This is a genomic window from uncultured Gelidibacter sp., from assembly GCF_947500795.1.
Classification (GTDB): Bacteria; Bacteroidota; Bacteroidia; order Flavobacteriales; family Flavobacteriaceae; genus Gelidibacter.
Genome location: NZ_CANMTE010000005.1, coordinates 166271 through 186694, shown reverse-complemented (window position 1 = coordinate 186694; position 20424 = coordinate 166271). Strand labels below are relative to the sequence as shown.

The following is a 20424-nucleotide window of genomic DNA, read 5'->3' as shown; positions in this document are numbered from 1 at the left end:
TTTACTTATTAAGTTCTAACTTTTCAGCAAAATAATCACAAAAATCCTTCATGGTTGCCGTCATTTTTTCATCTTGGGTAGCACGATGGAACGTATTGCTCATTTCAACTAACGTCTGATGGAAAAATAGTTTCATTTCATCTACAGGCATGTCTTTGGTCCAAAGATCAATTCTTAAGGTTTCCTGAGCTTTGCTATCCCAAACTGAAAGCATCATGGCTTTAGCTTCTTCATTATCTATGCCACCATCTTGTGCCGTCCAACTTAATTTTTCAGGAATTTTATTTTCATCTAATTCCACATGAAGTTCAATGGTAGAGGTTTTATTCTTTGACATTATTTACGAGGTTTAAATTTTGATTTATTAAAAATTTCGTCCGCATTCTTTTGGAGCATCTCCATTAACGGGACGTCATTGGTATTCATATAGGCTCTGACGATTTGCCATCCCATATATTGCCCTAATCTTCCTGGTGACTCACTATCCAATTCGAGATAAAATTTCGAGAAAGGCGCATCGGCGATAAATCGGCTTGCCAAACTATTATCAGTACTAAACAACAATTCGCGCTCAATAAAATAGCGCCATATTTCACTTTCATTTTCTGCCGCCCAAGCTAACTGTTCTTCTGTATATCCTATTTTATCAGCATCTGATGTAAACGGAATCATCTTATCCTTAAAATACAGCTGCTTTCCAAAATAGACCATATCATCTAAAAGTGTTTTAGGATCTTCCTGAAATATATACTGCTCTGCATAATTTGCGGCTAAATCGCTCACAATTTGAGAGCGTTTCATGTTTTGGGTAAGGAACTTTTGAATGCCTTCATAAAAATGATGATCCGACCCAAGATACGTATCCAAAGAAATCAAGACAATTGTATCGGTCACTATCGTTTTATTTCTGTAGTCCACATCAGAGGTTACCGTAATTACACGCGAGACTTTAAAACTTGTATCGTAATATTTGAGGTGTTGAAAAAGCGACTCAATTGCCTGCTGTTCATTATTGAAATTTGAAAACGTAGATTTCACTTCAGCCACCAATTCATTCTGCAACGTGTCTTTCATTCGCTCTACCCAAACAGAGTCCGGAATACGTTCAGAAAATAAAAAAGGATACTCTGCTTTTAATTTTGGTAAATCACCAGGTTGAGCAGTGCCGAAGGCCAAATCAAAACGCTCGATATTAACGTCTACAACAATTTTAGAAATTTCTTTCTCTATTTGATTATCTTCTTTACAAGCACTAAAAAAAAGCAACAGGACTATTAGAAAACCAGCATTCTTCATGGGCAATTTTTAAAGGTCTTTAATTTTTATTACTTGGGTGATTACTTTATTTTTGTTGTACAAAGGTAGTATTCTTTGTGTTAAATCTTCCAAAAAATGCAAACAGAAAAAGTTATTGATCACATTGTAAATTGGCTAAAAGACTACGCCACTAATGCCCATGTAAATGGTTTTGTAGTAGGTATTTCCGGCGGAATTGATTCTGCCGTCACCTCAATTTTATGTGCAAAAACAGGCCTTGATGTATTATGTATTGAAATGCCCATCCATCAGCCACCAAGCCATGTATCAAGAGGTCAAGAACATATAAAACAGTTAAAATCCAGGTTTGCCAATGTAAAAGACACTTTAGTGGATTTGACGCCCGTTTTTGAGGAATTTAAGACCGAAGTATCTTTAGAAGGAAAACAAACCACTGTAGACATGGCACTTGCCAACACACGTGCGCGCCTCAGAATGACCACACTTTATTATTACGCCGGATTAAAAGGCTTATTGGTTGCGGGAACTGGAAATAAAGTAGAGGATTTTGGTGTCGGTTTTTATACCAAATACGGCGATGGCGGAGTAGATTTAAGTCCGATAGCAGATTTGATGAAAACTGAAGTTTACGAACTAGCAAAAACATTAGGGGTTACTGACTCAATAATAAATGCTGCTCCTAGCGATGGTTTATTTGGAGACGATAGAACTGACGAAGATCAAATTGGCGCTTCCTACCCTGAATTGGAATGGGCGATGACTATGAAAGAAAATGGCAAAACTGCCGATGACTTTGAAGGTCGACAACAAGAAGTTTTCAAATTGTTTACAAGACTTAATAATATTAACCAGCACAAAATGGTTCCGATTCCAATCTGTGAAATTCCTGAAAACTTAAAATAACTATAAATTTTGTAAGTTAATTCACTGAAAATTAGCAAACTTAAGTAAAATTCACCTTTTTTTTTATACATTTACGTAAGGCATCTCCACAAATCGAACCCAAATCTTTAGTATATCAACCGACATGACTAATTAATAAATTGAGAAATTATGATCAAGGTACTGGTTGTGGACAATCATCCCATAGTAAGAGAAGGGCTAACACTACATTTTGATAAAGATCCAGACATAGAAGTTGTGGGTTCGTTGGCTACGGGAATTGAGATTTTCGAATTTATTAGGCGCTTTGAAGTGGACGTATTAATTTCTGAAATTGATCTCCCTGAACTTAATGGAATTACAGCTTTAAGAGCCATCAAGAAAGAAAATACCGATTTAAAAGTGATTATGTTTAGTAATCAACCTGAAGAAATCTATGCTGTAAGCACCATAAAAGCAGGCGCATCAGGCTATCTTTCTAAAACGGTAGACACTGCCACCATTAAAGAAGCCATTCTTAAAGTACATAAAGGTGAAATTTATTTGAGTGAGGCAATGGCCAAACACTTGAACTATAATGATACCCGCAATAAGAAAAGTAAAATCTATAAACGTCTGTCTACACGGGAAGTTGAAGTATTAAAACTGCTGTCTTCTGGTAAAAAGAATAAGGAAATTGCGCTTGAGCTTGACATTAATGAAAAAACGGTAAGCACTTACAAAGCACGACTTTTCAAGAAATTAAACGTGACCAACTTGGTAGACTTAATCCATCAGGCGGAACATATGGGTAACGCTTAGTATTACCCGCCAACTACTTTCCCTAGTTTTTTAGATAAGAGTGTTTTCAAGCGTAAATAATCTCTAACATCTTCCATAATGCTCATCGTATTGGCATCAGGCCGTGTGATATCGTTTTGGTATTCTACCACTTTTTGATCAATTAGGAAACATCTCAGACTTAAAATAGTTTGCGTAACCAATTGTGCAATGGTCTCTTTCTTTTCTTTAGGAACGATATGATTTCGCTCCCAATCATGCAAACTATAGCGCTCGTCATTCATCAAAATAGTAGTGACCTCATTGGCCATATTTTGATCGAGCCTATTGATAAAATCCTTCAATTGAAATTCATTCGATTGGTGCAGGGCTTCAATAATAGTGTAGTATAAATTCTTAAAGCGTTCATCCGAAAATTGCATTTCATCCTCCTGCAAGTCCAAGTAAATCTTTTCAAAAACCTTTGCCTCATGAATTACAGGCTCCAATTTTAACTCGCCAGATTTCTCATCCTCCTTCAGTACCAAATCTTCAAATTGCTCCGTTTCATTACCGTAAAGCAATAGAATTTCGATGATTTTCAATTCGAGTTCATATTGGTGATTCACCTTTTGGGTTGGCTTTTCTGTACGCACCACTTCAAAAGCACGCTGCTCCGGCCGTTGTTGTGGCTTACCACTTTCCGGTGCATCCTTTTTATTGATTTGGGCCAAGGTCGTAAACAAAACCTGCTCACTGATGTCCATAATATTAGAACACTCCCTTATATAAATCTCACGTTTAATAGGATCTGGAATCTTTGCAATACTATTGACGATTTCCCGGATGGTATCTGCCTTTTTTATAGGGTCATTTTTGGCGTCTTCAACTAATAATGAGGCTTTAAACTGAATGAAATCCTTAGCGTTTTCTTCAAGATATTCTGAAAGTTCCTCAAGCGTATTCTGTCTTGCAAAACTATCAGGATCTTCTCCTTTTGGAAATGAACATACCTTAACGTTCATGCCTTGCTCCAAAATCAAATCAATCCCTCTAACAGACGCTCGCAAACCCGCAGCATCCCCATCAAAAAGCACGGTAATGTTTTTTGTCAGACGATTGATCAATCTTATTTGTTCTGGTGATAAGGCGGTCCCTGAAGAGGCAACCACGTTTTTAACCCCAGTTTGGTGAAATTGGATCACATCGGTATAACCTTCAACTAAAAAGCAATTATCCTCCTTTGCAATGGCCTGTTTTGCATGAAACAACCCGTACAAAATTTTACTTTTATGATAGACTTCACTCTCAGGTGAGTTCAAGTATTTTGCGGCTTTTTTATCGGCTCCTAAAATTCGGCCTCCAAACCCCAAGATTCGGCCACTCATACTATGGATTGGGAACATCACCCGACCTTTAAAACGGTCAAAGCGTTTTTCGTCCTTAACAATGGTCAGCCCGGTTTTTTCAAGAAACTCCAATTGATAGCCTTTTTTTAAAGCTTCATCAGTAAAGGCTTGCCATTCATCAAGAGAATAGCCCAAATTAAAGGTTTTGATGGTCTCATTTGTAAACCCACGTTCCTTAAAATAGCTGAGTCCAATCGACTTCCCTTGATCGGTTTTATGAAGTGTTTTTTGAAAATAGGTGTTGGCAAATTCATTAACCAAATACAGACTTTCACGCTCATTAGCTTCTTCCTTCTGCTCGTTGGTCTGCTCGGTTTCTTCTATTTCAATATTGTACTTTCTTGCCAAATATTTGATGGCCTCAGGATAGGTGAAATGCTCGTGCTCCATTAAAAAAGTCACCGCGTTCCCCCCTTTTCCGCTACTAAAATCCTTCCAAATTTGCTTCACAGGACTCACCACAAAACTTGGTGAACGTTCATCACTAAAAGGACTTAGCCCTTTAAAATTACTCCCCGATTTTTTAAGGTTGACGAAATCGCCAATGACCTCCTCCACTCGGGCGGTTTCGAATACTTGTTCTATAGAGAATTTTGAAATCAAAGCTTGTCGTAATTTTTTGTAAAAATAGCATAAACAAAGTAAACTTTGAAGGGATCAGGAGAATGACTTTGGAGATAATGAATGGAATTCAAGTTAATCACTGGAATAGATATTTAATCTTGATTATGCCACATTACAGGTCACTTTCAGGCTTCAAGCCTCCTATTTCTTACGGTCAATCACATAATTGACCATCAGCAACAAAGATGCTTTAAATTGTGAATCTGGATAGGTATTGAGGAGTTGTAGGGCTTCCTCTTGAAAAGCCTCCATTTTAGTAACCGCGTAATCGAGTCCGCCTTTACTTTTGACAAAAGCAATCACTTCCTTGACCCGCTTTTTATCTTTATTCTTGTTTTTGACCGAATTGATCAACCAAGATTTTTCCTTTTTCGTACAATTATTGATGGCGTAAATCAGCGGCAAGGTCATTTTTTGTTCCTTGATGTCGATGCCCGTTGGCTTTCCGATGGCTTCATTACCGTAATCGAACAAATCATCTTTAATTTGAAACGCCATTCCGATAAGCTCTCCAAACTTGCGCATGGTTTCTACATCAGGAGAATTGGGCTTTACGGATGCCGCACCAAGACTACAACACGCCGCGATGAGCGTTGCCGTTTTTTGACGTATAATTTCGTAATAAATATCTTCTGTAATGTCGAGCTGACGTGCTTTTTCTATCTGAAGTAATTCGCCTTCACTCATTTCCCTTACGGCAACGGAAATTATTTTAAGAAGGTCAAAATCGTTGTTATCGATGGAAAGTAATAAACCTTTTGAGAGCAAATAATCGCCAATAAGCACGGCGATTTTATTTTTCCAAAGGGCATTAACCGAGAAAAAACCACGCCTTCTATTACTGTCATCAACCACATCATCATGCACCAAGGTGGCGGTATGAATCAATTCAATTACAGCTGCCCCGCGATAGGTACGCTCACTTACATTACCATTATTGACCATTTTAGCCACAAGAAACACGAACATAGGACGCATTTGCTTCCCTTTTCTGTTAACGATGTAAGTGGTAATCCGGTTTAAAAGCGCCACTTTTGAAGACATAGAAAGTAGAAACTTTTGTTCAAAAAGTTCCATTTCATATGCAATGGGCTGCTTTATTTGTTCAACAATTTTCAAGTGTATGTCGTACTGTAGATTTTGATAACAAACGTACTAAAAATGTCAATGATATGCTATTATTAAGCTTAGAAAGACAGGTGCACCGCTCGAAAAAATCATCAAATTGCTCACTTATCTCATCTAATGTTTAAGAAAAATGATAGTGCGTGAAGTCAACCACAATCTTAGAGAAACTAATTTTTAAGATTTATTCGCCAATTGTCCGCAGGCTGCATCAATATCCTTACCTCTGGAACGTCTTACGGTAACGGTAATATTATTTGCTTCCAACATAGAAATATACATGTCTAAGGCGTCATTATCGGCTTGCTGAAACTGACCATCATCAATAGGATTGTATTCAATCAAATTAACCTTGCTCGGCGCAAATTTGCAGAACTTTATCAAGGCATCCACGTCCTTTTTAGAATCGTTGATACCTTTCCAAACCACATACTCATACGTAATGGTATTTTTTGTTTTGGCATACCAATATTCCAAAGCTTCTCTTAAATCGGCCAAAGGAAACGTAGCATTAAAAGGCATAATTGACGTTCTGACCTCATCAATAGCAGAATGCAACGACACCGCTAAGCCGAATTTCACTTCGTCATCCGCCATTTTCTTAATCATTTTAGGAACGCCAGATGTTGAAACGATAATACGTTTTGGAGACATGCCCAAACCTTCTGGAGAGGTGATTTTATCAATAGCCTTCAACACATTATTGTAGTTCATAAGCGGTTCTCCCATGCCCATAAACACAATATTACTCAACGGTCTGTTAAAATATAAGCGGCTTTCTTTATCAATGGCAACTACCTGATCAAATATTTCATCCGGATTAAGGTTACGCATACGCTTCAAACGCGCTGTCGCACAGAATTTACAATCAAGACTGCAACCTACTTGAGACGACACACAGGCCGTTGTACGCTTTGCGGTAGGAATCAGCACCGACTCCACAATCAATCCGTCGTGCAAGCGCACAGCGTTTTTAACCGTACCGTCTGAGCTCCGTTGCATTTGATCCACCTCAATATGGTTGATTACAAAATGATCTTCAAGAACCTGACGCATTTCTTTGGAGATATTCGTCATGTCTTCAAACTTATGGGCGCCTTTATTCCATAGCCACTCATAAACTTGATTCCCTCTAAATTCCTTATCGCCTTGCGCGACAAAAAATTCACGGAGTTGTTCTTTTGATAATGCTCGTATGTCTTTTTTTATTGTTTCCATTGCAATTGCAAAAATAATGAAAGGAAACTACTTGAGGATGAAATTGGGAATGAAACTGAAATTGAAATTGAAGTTGAACTTGAAAGTGAAAATGAATTTAGACACAAAAATGTTATAGCGGATAATTCACTGAAAACTGCGTACTGCAGACTGAAAACTGAAGACTGCAAACTGCAAACTGCCTCCTAAACAAAAAGCCCCATCATTACGACAGGGCTTTTATTATTATTTAATGTTAATTAGAGAATCAACATGGCATCTCCATAAGTATAGAAACGGTATTTTTCTTTCACAGCTTCTTCATAAGCTTCTTTCATGAAATCATGACCTGCAAATGCAGAAACCATCATCAATAAGGTTGATTTTGGTGTATGGAAATTCGTAATCATACAGTTTGCAATACTAAAATCATAAGGAGGGAAAATGAATTTGTTAGTCCATCCTGAAAATTCATTTAGCGTGCCGCTTGACGATACTGAACTTTCAATAGCTCTCATAGCCGTTGTACCAACAGCACAAACTCTCTTTTTCTTAAGTTTGGCATTATTTACGATATCTGCCGCTTTTTGATCAACGAAAGCCTCTTCACTATCCATTTTGTGCTTAGACAAATCTTCAACCTCCACTGGATTAAATGTTCCTAATCCAACGTGAAGTGTCACCTCAGCAAAATCGATTCCTTTAATTTCCAAACGCTTTAATAAGTGTTTAGAAAAATGCAACCCTGCAGTAGGTGCTGCAACAGCGCCTTCGTTTTTCGCGAAAATAGTTTGGTAACGCTCCTCATCTTCTGGCTCTACATCTCTTTTGATGTATTTAGGAAGTGGCGTTTCACCCAATTCAGTTAATTTTTGGCGGAATTCCTTGTAAGAACCATCATAAAGGAAACGCAAAGTACGACCTCTTGAAGTGGTGTTATCAATAACCTCAGCTACTAACGTTTCATCATCACCAAAATATAATTTATTACCAATACGTATTTTACGAGCTGGATCTACCAAAACATCCCATAAACGTTGTTCCTCATTAAGTTCTCTTAATAAAAACACTTCAATACGTGCTCCGGTTTTCTCTTTATTACCGTATAAACGCGCAGGAAAAACCTTCGTATTGTTAAGGATCATGACATCTCCTTCATCAAAATAATCAATAAGATCCTTAAACAATTTATGCTCAATCGTCTTGTTTTTTCTGTTCAAGACCATCAAACGCGCTTCATCTCTATTTTCAGAAGGATGTTCAGCTAATAATTCTTCAGGAAGTTTAAAATTAAATTGGGATAATTTCATGTTTAAATGTATTTATTTTAAATGATCAGATCTATCTGCCAGCAGATCTCAGGAATACCTTTTCTATCATCTCGCCCGTGTCAAACTCAGGTATAAGTATTTCACCACGCGATTTGTATAGATTTTTTGCAGGCTGCAAATATACAATCTCAAAGTAGGCGTTGTCAAGTAAATGACCGATTATTATTTTGATATTTTAAATCCGATGGTTTTTAGATCATCCCAAAATTTAGGATATGATTTCGAAACCACCATGGCGTCTTCAATTTGAAGATCCGTTTTTAAGGCTAAAGGCGCAAAAGCCATTGCCATCCTATGATCATGATAGGTAGCAATACTCACATTTGCATTAATTTGTGTAGATGATTTTAGTACCAACGAGTCATTTGTAATATCAACTTGAGCTCCCAATTTTTCAAGTTCTGTTTTTAAAGCCACCAATCGGTCAGTTTCTTTGATTTTTAAGGTGTGTAATCCTGTCAAATAACATCCAATACCCAATCCAAAACAGGTTACCGCTATAGTTTGTGCAATGTCTGGCGCATTTTGAAGTTCACAATCGATAGATTCCAATTGGCATTCAGACTGTTTTAACAGGGCAATGGAGTTACCACCAAAGGTCGTCTCTACGCCAAAATCTTTATAAATGTTAGCCAGCACTGAATCACCCTGCAAACTGTCTTTTTTATAATAAGACAAGGTAATTTCCGTTCCGACAGGACTCAAGGCAACGATGCTGTAAAAATAGGACACTGATGACCAATCGCTTTCAACTGTCAATACCTGTTGTTGCTGATTTAGTTTTACAAGTGGACTGACTGTTATGATATTATTTTCAAAAGTGGTTTTGACACCAATTTGATTGAGCAAATTCAAGGTCATGTTGATATATGGAACGGATGTAATTTCGCCTTCTAAAGTTAATTGCAACCCGTTTTTGAGTTTTGGAGCAATTAGCAATAACGCTGAAATATACTGACTGCTCACATTCGCTTTTAATGAAACTTTATCTTTTGAAAGTGCTTTTCCATTGATTTTTAACGGCGGACAACCTTCCGTTTGGAGATAAGAAATATCAGCGCCTAAGGTATTTAAAGCTTCTACCAGGACCTGAATTGGGCGTTCTTTCATTCGAGCGGAACCGGTAATCGTAATTTCCCTTCCTTCTTGCGTAGCAAAAAACGCGGTCAAAAATCGCATTGCGGTACCAGCGTGAGACACATCGATTAAATTTGAGGTTGATGCCAATGCTTTTTGCATCACTTCAGAATCGTCAGAATTGGATACATTTTGAATCTCCAACTCAGGATATAGTGCTTGTAAAAGCAAGAGTCTATTGGATTCGCTTTTAGATCCGGTAATGACAATTTTTGAAGGATTTTCTACTAAAGTCGATTTATGAAGAGTGAACACCATGTCTTTAAAAATTTCAGTCTACGAAAATAGAAAAGCAAATCCATAATGCCTCCAAAAGATGCATGAAGTTTCATTAATAAAAGCAAAAATCCCCATAAATAGAAACCAATATTTCTATTCATGGAGAATTTATATTCTTAAGATAAAAGATGCGTTACTTCAACTTTTCGTTGTTATGGTGCCTATCATGATCACGCTTTGTCTTCTTTTCCATTTTCTTATCAAAAGCTTCTTGCAAATCAATACCCGTTTGATTAGCCAAACACAATACTACAAAAACAACATCGGCCAATTCCTCACCCAAATCTTTGTCTTTATCACTTTCCTTTTCACTTTGTTCGCCATAACGACGGGCAATAATCCTGGCAACCTCTCCTACTTCTTCAGTAAGTTGTGCCATGTTTGTCAACTCATTAAAATAGCGGACCCCATGATTTTTGATCCACTCATCTACATTTAATTGCGCGTTTTTAATATCCATGTTATATCTTTTTCAGAACAATTTTCTCAGTTTGTTTCTCTGTCATCAATTGATAAAACGCTTTAAAATCATCATATTCATTAGGCAAAATTAAAGGTTGTTTCAAATCAACCGATATAACAAACTGCAACATTTTTCCATTTTCATTTGCAATATACTTAAACTCACCTTCACTTCCATTAAACTGAACCATAGAACTAGCAGGCATAGATTCTACCACATACCCTTCTGGAAGCATGATGTTAACTTGGTATCTGTCATTGAAGGGGTAAATATAATCAATAGGAAAATCTCTTTTATCTTGCTTAAATGGGTTTTCCTTAAGAGCAAAAAACAACATAGGCGTCACGAAAACCTTATCCCCTATTTTCTCAATGCCACTTTTTAAGTTGTAATCATATCCATAGGCAATTGGTTGATCGATATTGTCCATATCTTTAATTTCATAATTGGACACTTCAATTTCACCCTTACCTTTTTCAACATCCATAAGCTTTTCTTCAGCATTGAAATTTTGATATTTGGTTCTAAAATCTTTGGCTGCAAAAGAGTTCATTTGATGTTTCACTTTGCCTTCAATTGTAAGATCGTCATTTATTTTAGCATTTAACAACACAACTTCCCTTACAGATTCTTTAGGCGTCAAATCAAACCAGGTTGAACTGCCCGATTCTCTAATAATTCTCCCTTGCCAATTAATGGCATGTGTTGGGAGGACATTAGGCGTTGCAAATTTATCAGTAGCGTCCAAAACAATCACATCATCACGAACCTCAACGGCAGCAATCACATAATTAAATCCGCCAGTACCAGGGAATAATGGAATATCATTAGCTCGTGTACTAATCAACATTGGGTTGGCATTTAAATTAGCAAATCGCAACATCGATGTGAGCATTAAATTAATATCTGCAACATTCCCAACCCCATCCTTGTAAGCTTTTCTAACCCCATTTTCAGTCAAATACCCGTTATAGTTATTCCATTTCACCTTAGACTTGACAAAATTGAAGATCAAATTAATTTTTTCAGAATCGTTTTTAGCATCCTTAATGAGTGCTGTAACATCATCCTTATAATAGTTGTCTTGCTTTAATTGTGCTCCAAATTCCGAGTCATCATAAATCGTTTTGGAGACTTCATCCCAAGAGGTAGCGTAGCTTGTAAATTTACCGCTTGGATCTCTAAAAAAAGCATATTCCCAAACCAACTTGGTTCTGTAAGTATTGAGATTACTCACAAATTCTTCGTCTCTAAGTGCAGGAACGTTTTTTAACTTTACTTCGGTTTTATTCTCTTTAAACTCCCATTTATCGCTAGAAAAGTTCGTTTTACTAGTTTTTCCATCATGTTGCCTATTTTTACTGTCTATAGTTTCTGTTCGGAGCAACTGAGAATCCGTAATTTTTGGGATATAAGTAGCTCTTGGATTCACGAATTTATTAAAGTTGAAATATTCTGGAATTCTTGCTGAAATTTCCAGCTCCTTAATAGGAATACCATACTGTAAATTCATGTCGTCAATGCCGATATATGGAGAGGTCACGCGATATTCAAATTCAATCACACAACCTTCACTAATATTAGGCATCGTGAATTTCTCTAAAGTCCAATATTTACTTACTTTTTCAGTAAAAACCCCATCTCTTTTAAGTTTGGTTTCTTCAATCTTTCCATTTACCAAGTTATAAGTAACCGCTTTAAGACCACCTACCGCTTCTTTTTTTGACCCGTTATCTCGAAGGCGAATCTCTTCTGTGGCCCAATCAAAACCATCTTTATTATAAATTTTTATACGCTTATACACATCAGTTACCTGAACAAATCCATCAGTGGAATTGTAATTATAATAGGTTTTCTGATTGAGATATAAAATTGTTGCATTTGCTTCGGGATCTTTCGGATTTTTAACTTCATGAAGTTCTTCCTTTGACACTTTCCCAAATCTGAAGTCTTGAGCATTAGACCAATTAAAGGCCAGAAAAACAAATAGGTAGATGATTTTTTTCATGGGGTTATGATTTTGATTTTAATATAATTCTCGAATTATCGTGTTTAACGACCTCTAACCAAAAGCTTCTGAAGGCTTCGTAATCTTCCTTTTCATAAGCCCCTTTATTTAAGATAAACGTACGATTAAATACTAAACTGTTGTCTGAATTTTTAACGATAGAAGACGCATATTCACCAAATTGGGTTTTGAGATGTACAGCGTCTTGCAATGCTTCAACTTCAAAGTTTTCAGGAATTGAAATCTCATAGCTATCCTTATCATGAAAACCACGCTCAATTTCAAAAGGCAATTTTCTATCACGATAACGCGGTGGAACGGCCGATAATACATTGAAGAAATTCGGACTTAGCAACAATCTGTCTCCTGTGATGGAAGCATATTTTTTAGCACTTAATTCAATATTTTCAGTGAATGTTATGGACTCTTTATCATTATTATAAACCATAGAGAGCATATCTAAATTATTGATATAGCTCCAATACTCTTTATAGTGAAGTGCTTGTTCTTTTAAAGGTTTATTTTGGACGCCTTCATGATGACCATATTGAGTGCCATAAGCGTTCATCTGAATGTTGGCCTTAAAATCGCCATCGGCAGATAATACCACCTTTGCTTTGGTATCTAATAGGTTTTCTGCTGCGCTATACACTTTTGTATGCACTATTTTTCCACCTTCTGGAGTTAAAATAAGTGCATCTCTATCATCAGTAAAATTGGCGTTGTAACCAAAAGGAGACGTTTGACTCGTACATTCAAGCCAAATATAATCATCTTCAACAGGCAGACTCAAGATCACATGATTACCTTGAATTGATGAAAATGTGGCATCTATATCTTCAATATCAGGTCCGCCAAAAATTACCGTATAATAACTTTCAACACCAACCTCATTTAGTAAGGCCTTGGTATAATTTGTCAACCCTTTACAATCACCATAACCCAACCTGTGCACATCCGTTGCCAACATAGGCTTCCACCCTCCGATGCCAACTTGCACGCTGATGTACCGTGTTTTATTCTGCATATATTGATATACTATTTTAGCTTTCTCAATAGCAGTGGTTGCATGAGCTGTGAGGGCTTTGATTTCAGATTTAACTTCAGCAGGAAGCGCTTGCGTGTCCATAACCAGAGTTTCATTCATCCATTTCCCGAAATCGCTCCAATTATTATTTGAACCTTTAACACCTTCCATCTCAAACTTGGTTAAAGTCGCTTTTAGGTTGGGAGCGAATTGAATAAAATCCGGACTATAAGATTCTGATTTTAATGCGGATAAATTAGTTGCCTTATAAGAGAAGTCGCTCAATTTTTCAATACCAAAAGTTTCGAAGTTATTGGTCTTAGTTTTGATTTCAATACCTGAGGGATTACTGATTTTATAACTCGCGTTCTCAGTGCTGGTAAAATAACCTTCAATTGGCCTCCAACCTGGCACAAAACCTGTAGAATTGTAGTCAACTTCGGTCTCAAATACTATGGTGTAAGGATAATCCGTAGGTGTATATCTCAAATATTTAACACGACTATCAGTATACAGTGAAACGCCATCAACAGCACTCACATCTTCAAAATCGTTCTTTTTTATTTTTTTAATTTCCTTTCCGAATGAATTATAGATGCGCGCTTCCATTTTCTTGATGGAAACATTTTCATCATACCCCATTACAGCCCCAACTTTAGAGTTGCCGGAAGAATTTAACACGGTTACAATCCGCTTATTGGTATACACCATTTTATTGTAAGATTTGACTTCAATATGAACGTCATTTAGTCTTACAACAGCGTTAGCGTTTTCAATTAAATCAGTGGAAATGTTATGGAAGGTCAGTAGTTTCTCATCCTGTGCCACACAAAGAATAGGAAAAACCAAGACAAAAATTAAGCGGTAAACTTTGATCATGGAGGCTTGTTAGAAAGCTAATTTAGAACTTTTTAACAAATAACCTAATAGTTTACTCCAAATTTTTAGAGTCTATAATTATAGTAACAGGACCATCATTTAACAGCTCAACTTTCATATCAGCGCCAAATTGACCTGTCTGAATCGTCTTACTAAGTTGCGCTTCCAGTTGTGCTATGAATTTTTCATACAATGGAATTGCCACTTCAGGTTTGGCAGCCTTAATATAACTAGGTCTGTTGCCTTTTTTAGTTGACGCATGAAGGGTAAATTGACTGACCACGATGGCGTCTCCGTCCACATCAATAAGCGAACGATTCATAATACCTTGGTCATCTTCAAAAATACGAAGATTGGCTACTTTCCGCGTGAGCCATTGGATATCCTCCAGTGTATCTTCATCTACAATACCCAAAAGAATTAATAACCCGTTGCCTATGGAAGCTACTTTCTCATTAGCGATGGTGACACTTGCTTTGGAAACTCTTTGAACAACTACTTTCATGATTAGTGAGGTCTCGGAAAGAAAAATTTTAATTAATTAACCAATTGTAAAACGGTGTAAAAACTAACTGCCAACTGAAGACTGAGAACTGCCAACTGAAGACTGAATCCTTTACTTCATCCATTCTTCCGTACGATAATGCTCATCATCACCTTCTAAAATCTGCAGGTAACTTCTGTATCGGGAAAATGAAATTTCATCTTTATCTAGAGCGTCTTTTACAGCGCAATGTGGTTCTTCAACGTGGAGACAGTTATTGAACTTACAATCCTGTTTTAAGGCAAAAAATTCTGGGAAATAATCGCCAATTTCTTCCTTATCCATATCTACCACACCAAAACCTTTAATTCCAGGAGTATCGATAATTTTTGCACCGAAACCTAAATCGTACATTTCCGCAAACGTAGTGGTATGCTGACCTTGCATATGTTGCATGGAAATTTCTTTGGTTTTAAGATCTAAATCAGGTTCTATAGCATTGACCAAAGTCGATTTCCCAACGCCCGAATGCCCAGCAAACATGCTTGTTTTATCTTTCATCAAGCCTTTTAAATGCTCAATATTCTGCCCCGTCATTGCAGATACTTCTATACACTCATACCCTATTTTTCGATAAACAGATTCCAGATATTTAACTTCCATCACGTTATTCTCATCGTAAGTATCCATTTTATTGAATACTAATACTGTTTTAATCCCGTACGCTTGCGTAGTGACCAAAAAACGATCTATAAAACTGGTAAGTGTAGGCGGATTATTGATGGTTATGAGCAAAAACACCTGATCAATATTTGAAGCGATGATGTGCGTTTGCTTGGAAAGGTTCACCGATTTACGAACAATATAGTTTTCTCTGTCGTGAATGGTGTGAATAATGCCTGTAGTAACATTATCTAAGGTTTCGATATCAAAATCCACCACATCTCCAACCGCAATGGGGTTAGTGCTTTTGATGCCTTTCAGTCTGAATTTCCCTTTTATTCGGCAATCATACACAACACCCAAATCTGTTTTTACGGTGTACCAACTTCCTGTGGATTTATAAACTATTCCTGTCATTAATCTAATTTAAACAACAAAATAACAATTTTTATGTGTAGAAAGCGCAATTCTGGAGTTTAAAGTTATCGAAAAAACTAGCGACATTAGAATTCGTTCAATGCGTTTGATAAAAATATAGAATTTTCAAAACACCCGTATAATATTCTAGATATTAAAGAGCTCTTTATTTCTTATCAGATGAAGCGGCGTCGAGATTTTTCATATAAAAACCTCAACGTCACTCTTCCGATAGTTACGCGATATTTACTAAGAACTAAGCGTTGATAATTTTCTCTTGATGATTGATAGATTCTTGGTGAATGGCTTTAAACATTTTAAGGATAAATTCCTCACTCAATCCGTTTTGCTCACCTTCCAATACCATTTTACCCAAAATTTCATTCCAACGTTTGCTTTGCAACACGGCAACGTTTTTCTGTTTTTTCAAGGCGCCAATTCCGTCAGCAATTTTCATACGCTTGCCCATCATCTCAATAAGTTGATTGTCTACAACATCAATTTGAGCTCTCAAATTATTCAAATTGGTATTGTATTCCGCTTCTGGATCTGATTCTTTTCTAATTTTCAAATCGGACATCATTTGAATCAATGCTTTTGGTGTGACTTGCTGTGCTGCATCACTCCAAGCCGCATCAGGATCGGTATGCGTTTCAATCATTAGTCCGTCAAAATTTAAATCTAAGGCTGTTTGCGACACGTCAAAAATCATATCGCGTTTTCCAGTAATGTGCGATGGATCGTTGATTAATGGTAAATCAGGGAATTTGGTTTGCAATTCAATTGCCAATTGCCATTCCGGATTATTTCTATATTTTGTTTTATCATAGGTTGAAAATCCTCTGTGGATGGCTCCCAATCTTTTGATATCTGCAGAAGCTAAACGCTCAATGGCTCCCAACCAAAGTGGTAAATCTGGATTGACCGGATTTTTAACCAATACAATTTTATCTGTTCCTTTTAAGGCATCAGCAATTTCTTGAACAATAAAAGGGCTTACGGTAGAACGTGCACCAATCCAAAGTAAATCAATATCATGCTCCAAAGCTAATTCAACATGCGCTCTATTGGCTACTTCTGTTGCGGTTTTCATACCCGTTTCAGCTTTCACCTTTTGCAGCCATTTTAGACCCAACGCACCAACACCTTCAAACATTCCTGGGCGTGTACGTGGTTTCCATATTCCTGCCCTATAATAACTCACATCCGTATCTTTTAACTGATGGGCGATGCCTAAGACTTGTTCTTCTGTTTCTGCGCTACATGGGCCTGCAATGACCAATGGGTGATCTAATTTTAAATCATCCAACCATGTTCTTAACTCTTTCTTGTTTTCCATGATATTCTTAATTACTAATTCAATTCTTTATTTAGACGAGAAAAAGTCACAAAAATTAAATCTCTGTTCTCGTCTCTCTTTTCTCTATTCTATTTTCTCTATTCTATCCCGTTTAATATGTCCTTAATGTGATTGGTGTTCTTCATTTCTGAATAAATAGCCTCAAAATCATCATCATGCATGAGCGCCCTGAATTTTGTCAGATTGCTGATGTATTCATCCAAGGTTTCAAGGACGTTGGCTTTATTCTGTTTAAAGATTGGTGTCCACATTTCAGGCGAACTTTTTGCCAAACGCACGGTTGATGCAAATCCACTCCCTGCCATGTCAAAAATATCCCGTTCGTTTTTCTCTTTATCGATGACCGTTTTTCCTAACATAAATGCACTGATGTGCGATAAATGCGACACATACGCAATGTGTTTGTCGTGTGCTTCCGGATTCATATAGCGAATGCGCATGCCCAAATCTGTTAACAATTGCAACGCTTTTTCTTGAAGCTTAAATGCTGTTTTTTCAACTTCACAAATGATGTTGGTCTTGTTTTTATACAATCCTAAAATAGCGGCTTTTGGTCCAGAGAACTCAGTTCCTGCAATGGGATGTGTTGCTAAAAAATTACGCCGTTTCGGATGCTGATCAATCGCCTTACAAATTTCAGCTTTTGTAGAGCCAACATCCATCACCAAAGCATCATCAGATACCAATTCCAAAACTTTTATGATTTCCGTCACTGCCGCATCAACAGGAATGGACATAATGACCAAATCGGCATGTTTTAAATCTTCATAGGTGGCTTTGGCATCAATAACCTGTAACTGAAGTGCTTCGTCCAAATGAGCATCATTACGATCAATTCCGAACACTTTTATTTTGGGATCGTGTTGTTTAATATCAAGCGCCAAACTACCGCCAATCAATCCAACACCTATGACATATATATTTTTCATATTATTTTACTCTTGCAATCGCTTCATCTAATTCCTCTATCGGAGCACACAATGAAAACCGGATATATCCTTCGCCATTGCTTCCAAAAATGGTTCCTGGTGCCACAAATATGGAGTGTTCCTTTAAGATCATATCAATATAGGCTTCAGCAGTTTTTTGTGCTGGTAGCTTTGCCCAAACAAACAAGCCTGTGGCATTCTCATCATACGTACATTTTAAGGCGGTTGCTAATTCCCATACTTTTTTACGGCGTTCTTCATAAACGCTGTTCAAACTAATGAACCACATTTTTGAACATTTTAAGGCTTCAATAGCACCTTTTTGAATGCCGTAAAACATACCAGAATCCATGTTACTTTTAACCTTTAAAATAGCGTCAATATATTCAGGTCTTCCTGCTACCATCCCTACACGCCAGCCTGCCATATTGAAGGTTTTACTTAATGAATTCAACTCCAAGCAGACATCTTTTGCGCCTCTGTATTTCAAAATGCTTCGCGGATAATCATTCAGCACAAAACTGTACGGATTATCGTTAATGACCAATATATTATGACGTTTTGCAAAGGCAATGATGTCTTCAAACACCTTATTGCTAGCGGTTGCTCCTGTTGGCATATGAGGGTAACTGATCCACATCAATTTCACTTTTGATAAATCACTTTTTTCTAAAGCGATCAAATCAGGGCACCAATCATTTTCAGCTACTAAATCATAAAAAACAGGTGTCGCACCAACAAGTCTTGTTACAGATTGATAAGTTGGATATCCCGGATTAGGGATCAAAGCCTCATCACCTTCATTCAAAAAAGCCATAGAAATGTGCATGATACCTTCCTTACTTCCCATTAACGGCAACACTTCTGTCAATGGACTTAAAGATACGCCAAAATGTTCTTTATAGAAGCCCGTCATGGCTTCTCTTAATTCTGGCAACCCTTGATAACTTTGATATTTATGTGCCACGGCGTCGTTCAAACTTTCTGTCATTGCTGCTATAACGCGAGTTGGCGGCTCTAAGTCTGGACTCCCAATTCCTAAATTAATAATTGGTTTTCCTTGCGCCTTAAGCAAATTAACTTCTCTCAATTTCTTAGAGAAGTAGTATTCTTCAACTGTTTGTAATCGGTTTGCGAAAGTGATCATTGTCGTGCATTTTTATATTCGCCCAAAACTTTAAAGTCTTGTGCCATAATTTCCATTATTGATTTGGCTTTTTGATAATCTTGATACGCTTCGAAAGTGACATCCACAAAAAATGAATATTTCCAAGGTGTTTCGATTTTTGGCAAGGATTGAATTTTTGTAAGGTTTAAATTGCAATCGCTCATCACATTCAAAATAGACGCTAAACTGCCGCGTTTATGATCTAATTCGAATTTTAAAGATGCTTTATTCACTCTTACTTCGTCAACTTCAGAACTAGATGTTTTGGCGATAACAAACCTCGTTTCATTGTGTTTAATAGTTTGGATACTTTCTGAAATAATTTCCAATTCGAACAACTCTGAAGCCAAACGACTTGCAATAGCGCCCACATTTTTTAATTGGTTTTGTTGAATGCGTTGGGCTACCTCAGCAGTATCTTTATCCTCCACCAATTTGATATGCGGATATTTTTTAAAAAACTCCTTACACTGCAATAATGCCATGGGATGGGAATACACCTCATGAATATCCTCGATAGATTGCCCTGCCAATCCCATTAAATGATGCTGAATGTCTAAATAATGTTCTCCAATAATTTGTAGATGGTTATTGTCAATCAACGCATAATTAGGGATAATGGATCCGGCAATTGAATTCTCAATGGCCATAATAACAGCATCTGTTTTGTGGGTTAACACACTTTGTACAGCGCCGTCAAATGTTAGACATTCGTCCACCTTTACTGGAACATCAAAATATTGCATGGCAACGATATGATGAAATGACCCTTTAATTCCTTGTATGGCAACAGATTTTATCATGTGTTTATTTTATTTCGTTCTTCGAACTCATAACCAATCTTGTAAAATGATCCAATACAAATAATTAACTTAACAGCTGTAAACTTTCAAAAGCACCCCGCCTTTCAGCGGGATTAGTTCAACTAGTTCATTTTATTTCGTTCTTCGAACTCATAAAACATGCTTGTTGCTGAATTGAATTCAATGGCCTCAAAATTTTACA

Annotated in this window: 18 protein-coding genes; 2 read left to right on the top strand and 16 right to left on the bottom strand. The window is 36.9% G+C overall.

Annotated elements, in window-relative coordinates; genetic code table 11:
- Position 1: 1 nt before the first annotated feature.
- Together gldC and gldB are read right to left on the bottom strand one after the other, a co-directional pair.
- Positions 2-337, bottom strand: coding sequence for a gliding motility protein GldC (gene gldC, locus Q0947_RS12755; protein WP_299398203.1), 336 nt, complete (start codon positions 335-337; stop codon positions 2-4).
- Entirely contained in the window at positions 337-1296 is a 960-nt protein-coding gene (gldB, locus tag Q0947_RS12750) for a gliding motility lipoprotein GldB (RefSeq protein ID WP_299398201.1), read from the bottom strand. Before gldB ends, gldC begins: the two co-directional genes overlap by 1 nt.
- A gap of 96 nt (positions 1297-1392) precedes the next feature.
- On the opposite strand from gldB, the gene nadE reads away from it, so the two are divergent.
- Positions 1393-2181: an NAD(+) synthase gene (gene nadE / locus Q0947_RS12745; RefSeq protein WP_299398199.1), complete on the top strand. Its 789-nt coding sequence runs from the start codon at positions 1393-1395 to the stop codon at positions 2179-2181.
- Positions 2182-2331: 150 nt separating this feature from the next.
- Positions 2332-2961, top strand: a complete 630-nt coding sequence (locus Q0947_RS12740) for a response regulator transcription factor (RefSeq protein WP_299398197.1) — start codon at positions 2332-2334, stop codon at positions 2959-2961.
- A 2-nt stretch (positions 2962-2963) separates the two neighbouring features.
- Here the strand turns inward: Q0947_RS12740 and dnaG are convergent, their stop codons facing one another.
- The 14 genes from dnaG to Q0947_RS12670 all read right to left on the bottom strand — a co-directional run bounded on the left by dnaG (position 2964) and on the right by Q0947_RS12670 (position 20222).
- Complete coding sequence (dnaG, locus tag Q0947_RS12735; protein ID WP_299398194.1) at positions 2964-4931, bottom strand: DNA primase; 1968 nt, start codon at positions 4929-4931, stop codon at positions 2964-2966.
- A 162-nt stretch (positions 4932-5093) separates the two neighbouring features.
- Positions 5094-6071, bottom strand: a complete 978-nt coding sequence (locus Q0947_RS12730; protein ID WP_299398190.1) for a polyprenyl synthetase family protein — start codon at positions 6069-6071, stop codon at positions 5094-5096.
- Between the two features lie 183 nt (positions 6072-6254).
- Positions 6255-7295: a 23S rRNA (adenine(2503)-C(2))-methyltransferase RlmN gene (gene rlmN / locus Q0947_RS12725; protein ID WP_299398188.1), complete on the bottom strand. Its 1041-nt coding sequence runs from the start codon at positions 7293-7295 to the stop codon at positions 6255-6257.
- Between the two features lie 239 nt (positions 7296-7534).
- On the bottom strand, positions 7535-8584 hold the full coding sequence (gene queA / locus Q0947_RS12720; RefSeq protein WP_299398183.1) for a tRNA preQ1(34) S-adenosylmethionine ribosyltransferase-isomerase QueA: 1050 nt from the start codon (positions 8582-8584) through the stop codon (positions 7535-7537).
- Between the two features lie 183 nt (positions 8585-8767).
- The gene (locus tag Q0947_RS12715) at positions 8768-10000 is read right to left on the bottom strand and encodes a 3-phosphoshikimate 1-carboxyvinyltransferase (RefSeq protein WP_299398178.1); all 1233 of its coding nucleotides are present in this window, start codon (positions 9998-10000) and stop codon (positions 8768-8770) included.
- A 154-nt stretch (positions 10001-10154) separates the two neighbouring features.
- Positions 10155-10481 carry a nucleotide pyrophosphohydrolase gene (locus Q0947_RS12710; protein ID WP_299398174.1) on the bottom strand — a complete coding sequence of 109 codons (327 nt, stop codon included), beginning with the start codon at positions 10479-10481 and terminating at the stop codon, positions 10155-10157.
- Position 10482: 1 nt separating this feature from the next.
- Complete coding sequence (locus Q0947_RS12705; RefSeq protein ID WP_299398170.1) at positions 10483-12492, bottom strand: hypothetical protein; 2010 nt, start codon at positions 12490-12492, stop codon at positions 10483-10485.
- 4 nt (positions 12493-12496) lie between these two features.
- Positions 12497-14398 carry a DUF3857 domain-containing protein gene (locus tag Q0947_RS12700; RefSeq protein WP_299398166.1) on the bottom strand — a complete coding sequence of 634 codons (1902 nt, stop codon included), beginning with the start codon at positions 14396-14398 and terminating at the stop codon, positions 12497-12499.
- Between the two features lie 52 nt (positions 14399-14450).
- A complete protein-coding gene (dtd, locus tag Q0947_RS12695) occupies positions 14451-14903 on the bottom strand; it encodes a D-aminoacyl-tRNA deacylase (RefSeq protein ID WP_299398161.1) in 453 nt (150 codons plus the stop codon).
- A 111-nt stretch (positions 14904-15014) separates the two neighbouring features.
- Positions 15015-15962: a ribosome small subunit-dependent GTPase A gene (gene rsgA, locus Q0947_RS12690; protein WP_299398156.1), complete on the bottom strand. Its 948-nt coding sequence runs from the start codon at positions 15960-15962 to the stop codon at positions 15015-15017.
- 256 nt (positions 15963-16218) lie between these two features.
- The gene (locus Q0947_RS12685) at positions 16219-17301 is read right to left on the bottom strand and encodes a bifunctional 3-deoxy-7-phosphoheptulonate synthase/chorismate mutase type II (RefSeq protein ID WP_299398151.1); all 1083 of its coding nucleotides are present in this window, start codon (positions 17299-17301) and stop codon (positions 16219-16221) included.
- Positions 17302-17399: 98 nt separating this feature from the next.
- On the bottom strand, positions 17400-18251 hold the full coding sequence (locus Q0947_RS12680; RefSeq protein ID WP_299398146.1) for a prephenate dehydrogenase: 852 nt from the start codon (positions 18249-18251) through the stop codon (positions 17400-17402).
- Position 18252: 1 nt separating this feature from the next.
- A complete protein-coding gene (locus Q0947_RS12675; protein ID WP_299398143.1) occupies positions 18253-19398 on the bottom strand; it encodes an aminotransferase class I/II-fold pyridoxal phosphate-dependent enzyme in 1146 nt (381 codons plus the stop codon).
- Entirely contained in the window at positions 19395-20222 is an 828-nt protein-coding gene (locus Q0947_RS12670) for a prephenate dehydratase (protein ID WP_299398138.1), read from the bottom strand. The genes Q0947_RS12675 and Q0947_RS12670 overlap by 4 nt, the downstream gene beginning before the upstream one ends.
- Between the last annotated feature and the right edge of the window lie 202 nt (positions 20223-20424).